This window comes from uncultured Gimesia sp. (genome assembly GCF_937919775.1).
Taxonomy (GTDB): Bacteria; Planctomycetota; Planctomycetia; order Planctomycetales; family Planctomycetaceae; genus Gimesia.
This window is the reverse complement of record NZ_CALFPF010000522.1, coordinates 1-5,863: the sequence shown is the minus strand read 5'-3', so window position 1 is coordinate 5,863 and position 5,863 is coordinate 1. Positions and strand designations below refer to the sequence as shown.

The following is a 5,863-nucleotide window of genomic DNA, read 5'->3' as shown; positions in this document are numbered from 1 at the left end:
GATATCGTGGAAGTCGTCCCTCTGGCGTTTATGCGCGGGCGGACACTCGATGATACATTTATCATTATGGATGAAGCTCAAAACACAACGATTACCCAGATGAAAATGTTCCTCACCCGCATGGGTACAGGTTCAAAAATTGTAGTGACTGGAGATACTTCACAAATTGACTTGCCTCCTGACGTTTCTTGTGGCATGACCGATGCCATAAATCGCTTACGAAATATTAAAGGAGTAGGAGTGGTTCAATTGCAAAATGAAGACATTGTAAGACACAGACTGGTCGGCGAAATTGTGAAAGCCTACCAAAATGACGATGGTCTGGGTCGCTAATTTTCATCCACGTTCCCCCACTCTAAACACTCACTGTTCAGGTCGTTTCCATGGCTTTTTTTGGTTCCAAAAAATCCCGAACTGCACTTGCTGCCAGTTTGCGAGATTCATCCAAATTGAGTTCGAGGCTGCGCGAACTGCTCAGCAATCGTGGAACCCTGTCGCGTCTGAGTGTTTGTCTGTTGGCAATCGTGATCTTAATGATTGCCGTCGAGAGCTGGAAAGCGCCGTTTCCCTACCGGCTCGGTATGTTTGCAGAACATGGGATACTGGCAAATGCCTCATTCAAAATTGCCAATCCCATTGAGACGGACCGGGAACGATCGCAAAAAGAATCTGAAGTCCCCTATACATTTAAACAACAGCCGGAATTGATCGAAAAACTGCCATTACTGCTCAGAGAAGATCTGTTAGCGATTGCCAAAGCCAAATCTTTAGATGATTTGAATACCGATACCAGAGCGGAACTGGGGCTGATTTCTTCCAGGCGACTCGAACAGTTTATCGACAAATTTCCGGAAGAGTCCGAACAGACTTTCGCGGAACTGAAATCCCTTGTCAGCAGCCCCGACTCCACCGACACGAAAAAAATCGATGATCTCATTGAAGATTTCAAGAAGTTGATTGCACCACTCCTGACTTATGGCATCGTGAACGAAAATGATCTGACGAAAAATCAAATACGTGCAGACGATGCAATTGCGATCCTTACAGAGAGTAACGGTACCCGGCGGATTGTGACCACATTTGACATCCGCCTGCCCAATCAACTTTCTGAAAACGGCGTCGTCGGCAGAGAGTGGAAAAATTACCCCCGGCTGGCTCCCATGTCTGCTGTGCTCTCACACTGGATCCATTTCCAGGCACCAACAACTCTGGTCTACGATTCAGTCAGAACTTTGCAAGAGCGAAAAAATGCCCGTATGCTGGTCGATGAAATCTATGATACCTTTCAACGCGGGACAATCCTGGTTGAACCGGGACAGGTCGTTGATGAAACACAGCTCGCATTACTGCGTGCCGAATACGAAGCCAAGGAAACGGTGGTTCCGTTTTATGAGCGAATCATCCGCGTCACCATTATCTTTCTGATGCTCATCATACTCGCCGTACTGAATGGCTATCACTTACTGCATAATAAAAAAGCAGTCGCCAGAACCGTCAGCCGTTTAAGTATCTATTTAAGCGTGATCGTCCTGACCATCTTCCTGGGGCGTTTACTTTCTTACGATCCGTGGCGTGCTGAGGTACTACCACTCATCGTGACCGTGATGGTTTTCGCCATCGTTTATGATCAAATGATGGCCATTCTGACCGCATTATCGCTTTCTCTGGTTCTCTGTCTCTCCACGGGGGGATCGCTGGGGCATTTTGTGGTTTTAATGAGCGTTTCTGCCATCGCAGTCATTTCTCTCGCCACCGTCTCTTCGCGATCCACGCTGATCAAGCTCGGATTTGGGATGGGGCTGACTTATTTCCTGGTCTACTGGGGAATCAATCTGATCAACAATCAGGAACTCTCAAACGGGCTGTTTGATCAACATGTTTTGTGGGAAAGCCTGCAGGGAGCGGGGTGGTGTCTTGCTGCAGGATATCTTGTAGCCGGCAGCCTGCCGTTTATTGAATCCCTGTTCGGGGTCGTGACTGACATCAGCTTGTTAGAAATGAGTGATGTTTCACATGCGCTGCTCCAGGAACTGGTTCGTCGCGCACCGGGAACCTATAACCATTCCATCTCGATGGCGACAATCGGAGAAGCAGCAGCAGATAAAATCGGCGCGAACGGGCTTTTAGTGCGTGTCGCCGCTTATTACCACGACATTGGTAAAATGCTCAAACCGCAATACTTCATTGAAAATATGGTTGTTGGCAGTGAAAGCCTGCACGACAATCTGGCACCGGCAATGAGCACGTTGATTATCATCGGACACGTCAAAGATGGCGTTGATCTGGCACGTCAGCATAATCTGCCACAACCTTTGATTGACTTTATCGAACAACATCACGGCACGACGCTGGTAGAGTATTTCTTCCGGGAAGCCGAAAAGCAGGCAGACCTCAGTCCGGACCACAAAACCGATGCAGAAGAATCCTCGTTCCGCTATCCGGGACCAAAACCGCAAACCAGAGAAGCGGGCGTGATGATGCTGGCCGACGCCGTCGAAAGTGCCAGCCGCACCCTCAGTGATCCCACACCGAAACGAATCAAATCTCTGGTGCATTCACTGGTCATGAAACGTCTTCTCGACGGTCAGTTTAATGAATGCTCATTAACACTTAGTGAAATTAATATTGTTGAAGATTCTCTGGTAAAATCCCTCATTGGAATCTATCACGGTCGTATCAAATATCCGGAAGAGCGCTCTGCATAACCTCCAGTAGATTACCTGAATGAACATCACAGACCAGTTCCAAATCAAAATTCAAAACTCGCAGCATCACTTAGCGATTGATGAAGCTCTGCTTCAGGAAACCGCCTGTTTCGTGCTTCAGTCAGAAAAAGTGGCGCAAGCCGACATTAGTCTGGCAATCATCGACAACGCTGCGATCCGTGAGTTAAATCAACAATATCTTGAACATGATTATGATACAGATGTCCTGAGTTTTCTGCTGGAGTGTCAGTTAGACACCGAGAAGCAAGACCCTGATCTGCGAGGGGCAGGCAAGACCATCGAAGGTGAGATCATAGTTTCAGCGGAAATGGCCGTCTCAATGTCGGAAAGTTACCAATGGTCAGCCGCGAATGAACTGCTGCTTTATGTGATACATGGCTTGTTACATCTGTGTGGTTACGATGACTTAACAGAAGAAGAAATCCAGCTTATGCGGATAAGAGAACAACAGATTTTTGACCAACGGGGGCTGACAATTCCTCGACGAGAAGAGTGAGAAATCCACCAGAATTATTACTTTTATCTGATTCAAGTATTCGTCCATTTTGGTTAAACTATTGCCTGGTTCGGGCAGTTTAACCGACTCGATTTCATTTCTTACCACTTGGCTATTTGCAGTATTTATGGTCCCGCTGATTTTTACTGTTTTAATTGTGTTCACCCTGCTTTCAGGTTTATTAGGGTATTCTTTACGAGATTTTTCGCGAAGTCGACTGGAAACACTCTGTAATGAAGCGGGCGTACCGAATCGATTCAGCGAAATACTGAGATCGCACCCGACAATTCTGCTGGCCGCCGACTTTTGCTATCTTTCCGGTGTGATTCTCATTTCTGTCGTGCTCATCAGACACGTGATAGAAATCCCCGATGAATTTAGTTCGTTTGTAACGACAGCTCAATTTACCATCGAAATGATTCTGACATTATTCGTGGGCATCTTGATCCTGATGACCGTTCCCTGGACGCTCTCCCGGATTGCCGGGGAACGCTTTCTGCAAATATCCTGGCCGGTGTTTCGCTGGTTACCGGTGCTGCTCACACCCGTGACCTGGATTTCCTGGAAAATCGATGAGTTCTCACATCGACTCGCCGGTAAAGAAGAAAATAAAAATGGACGGGAAGCAAATATCAGTGAAGAAATACTTTCTGTGCTTGAAGAAGGGGCTCGTGGAGGAATTCTGGAATCCGAAGCCGGTAAAATGATCCAACGCGTGATGGAACTACGGGACGAAGACGTGGCTGCCATCATGACGCAGCGAATGGATATTGAATACATCTCTGTCAATGCGACTGTTGACGAAGCTCTGTTGAAGTTTATTGATGTAGGTCACTCACGCATCCCGGTCATTGGAGATTCAACAGACGATATTGTGGGGATTCTTTATGCACGAGAATTACTCAAACACTTCGCTAAGGACAATCAGAATTCCGGTTCCTCAGAAAAACTGACGATTCAGAATCTGATGTTTACCCCATTCTACATTCCGGAAACTACGGGCATCGATTCATTGCTGGAGACCATGCAGAAAGAGCATGTCCATATGGCAATCGTCATTGATGAATATGGAGGCGTCGCAGGTCTGGTCACGATGGAAGACGTACTGGAAGAAATTGTCGGCGATATTGTCGATGAGTTTGATGAAGAAGAAGAGCAGATGATCTTTGAGCTGAGCAAGGATGTCATCGAAGTGGATGCCCGAGTTCATATTGACGACTTAAATGAACAGTTTAACTATGATCTGCCTGAAGAAAAAGATTTCGATACGATTGGCGGATTTGTGATCACGCAAATCGGCAAAATCCCGCAAGTTGGCGAGACTCTCACCTGGCAGCAACTGCGTATCGATGTTCTTGAATCCGATGAGCGAAAAATCAGCAAGCTTCGCATCGAAGTAGATCGCTCTCTCGCAGAAGAATTCGACGCAGACGCTTAACGCCATCCCCCTGTTTCACCAGCGTTCAACGGGGCCGCCGGGAACCGGAATATGCATGTCAGGTAGAACACCGCTCCGGGAACCGGACATCGGTCCCTGGGCAGCGATCGCTTTGACTGCTTCATCGAAGTCGTTCAAATTCTGGGCACATTGAAATTGATGCCGTAATGCAGGTGACACCCGCATCGATTTCAAATACCAGTGCCCCATTTTTCGAAACATGGAAATGGCCCGCTGCTCCGTCGTCATCTCCAGCAGATAACGAAATTGTCGTAATAATAACTGCAGACGATCATCGAAATTTCCCGGAGGGTCACAGCTTCCGGTCTGCTCCCATTGCACCAGTTGACGAAAGATCCAAGGATTCGCCAGCGCACCGCGTCCAATGGAAACTCCCGCACAACCTGTGATTCTCAGCATATAATCTGCGTCGGCAATATTCGTCACATCGCCGTTCCCGATCACAGGGATGGATTGGACGGCTTCTACAACCTGCCGAATCCCCTCATGATTCACAGTGCCACGAAATCCCTGCTCACGTGTTCTGCCATGAATGGCAACGGCCACGACTCCCACTTGTTCAAACTCCCGGGCAAAGAAGGGGGCTGTCAAATTTTGATCATCCCAGCCGAGTCGCATTTTGACGGTGACAGGTATCTTGACTGCTTCTACGACCGACTTTACCAGTGAGACAGTATTATCGGGACGGCACATCATACTGGCCCCGGCGCCCCCTTTGACAATCCGATTGACTGGACACCCCATGTTGATATCAATCGAATCGACGCCTCGTTCTTCCAGTAATTTCGCAGCTTCGCTCATCAGACCTGGATCATTACCAAAGATTTGCACGGCAAAGGGGGAATCCTCGGGACAGGTTTGAATCAACTGAAGTGTTTTCGGACTCCCTTCCAGTAATCCACGCGCATTGACCAGATCCGTCGTCGCTAAACCCACCCCTCCGATTTCGCGCACAATCCTGCGAAAGGGTAAATTCGTATACCCCGCTAATGGCGACAACAGAAAACGAGATGCCAACTGCAGAGAACCATAGCAGACAGGAGGCCGGGGATCTGGTGGAGCAGGGAGTTGAGAATTCATCGGAGCTTTAATCGTGAAAAGGCCTGACTTCAGGCACACAATACAAAAAAACAGTCAACAGTATGCTTGATAATAGTGACATTTCACAACATCTCGTACAAG

Annotated in this window: 5 protein-coding genes; 4 read left to right on the top strand and 1 reads right to left on the bottom strand. The window is 47.8% G+C overall.

The window, feature by feature from the left end:
• The 4 genes from Q0294_RS15040 to Q0294_RS15025 form a co-directional block, all read left to right on the top strand.
• Window positions 1–333 (top strand): PhoH family protein (locus tag Q0294_RS15040; protein ID WP_299467077.1); only part of this gene is annotated, 333 nt, incomplete at its 5' end.
• 50 nt (window positions 334–383) lie between these two features.
• The gene (locus Q0294_RS15035; protein ID WP_299467075.1) at window positions 384–2,705 is read left to right on the top strand and encodes an HDIG domain-containing metalloprotein; all 2,322 of its coding nucleotides are present in this window, start codon (window positions 384–386) and stop codon (window positions 2,703–2,705) included.
• Window positions 2,706–2,724: 19 nt separating this feature from the next.
• Window positions 2,725–3,222 (top strand): rRNA maturation RNase YbeY, encoded by a 498-nt coding sequence (ybeY, locus tag Q0294_RS15030; RefSeq protein WP_299467073.1) that lies wholly within the window; start codon window positions 2,725–2,727, stop codon window positions 3,220–3,222.
• Between the two features lie 127 nt (window positions 3,223–3,349).
• Window positions 3,350–4,660 carry a hemolysin family protein gene (locus Q0294_RS15025; protein ID WP_299467071.1) on the top strand — a complete coding sequence of 437 codons (1,311 nt, stop codon included), beginning with the start codon at window positions 3,350–3,352 and terminating at the stop codon, window positions 4,658–4,660.
• A 15-nt stretch (window positions 4,661–4,675) separates the two neighbouring features.
• On the opposite strand, the gene dusB is transcribed toward Q0294_RS15025, so the two are convergent.
• On the bottom strand, window positions 4,676–5,761 hold the full coding sequence (gene dusB / locus Q0294_RS15020; protein ID WP_299467069.1) for a tRNA dihydrouridine synthase DusB: 1,086 nt from the start codon (window positions 5,759–5,761) through the stop codon (window positions 4,676–4,678).
• Between the last annotated feature and the right edge of the window lie 102 nt (window positions 5,762–5,863).

Excerpts from the sequence above, each read along its gene's own strand:
- Q0294_RS15025 (WP_299467071.1), top strand. The coding sequence starts at position 3,350 with ATGGTCCCGCTGATTTTTACTGTTTTAATTGTGTTCACCCTGCTTTCA.
- dusB (WP_299467069.1), bottom strand. The coding sequence starts at position 5,761 with ATGAATTCTCAACTCCCTGCTCCACCAGATCCCCGGCCTCCTGTCTGC.
- Q0294_RS15035 (WP_299467075.1), top strand. The coding sequence starts at position 384 with ATGGCTTTTTTTGGTTCCAAAAAATCCCGAACTGCACTTGCTGCCAGT.
- ybeY (WP_299467073.1), top strand. The coding sequence starts at position 2,725 with ATGAACATCACAGACCAGTTCCAAATCAAAATTCAAAACTCGCAGCAT.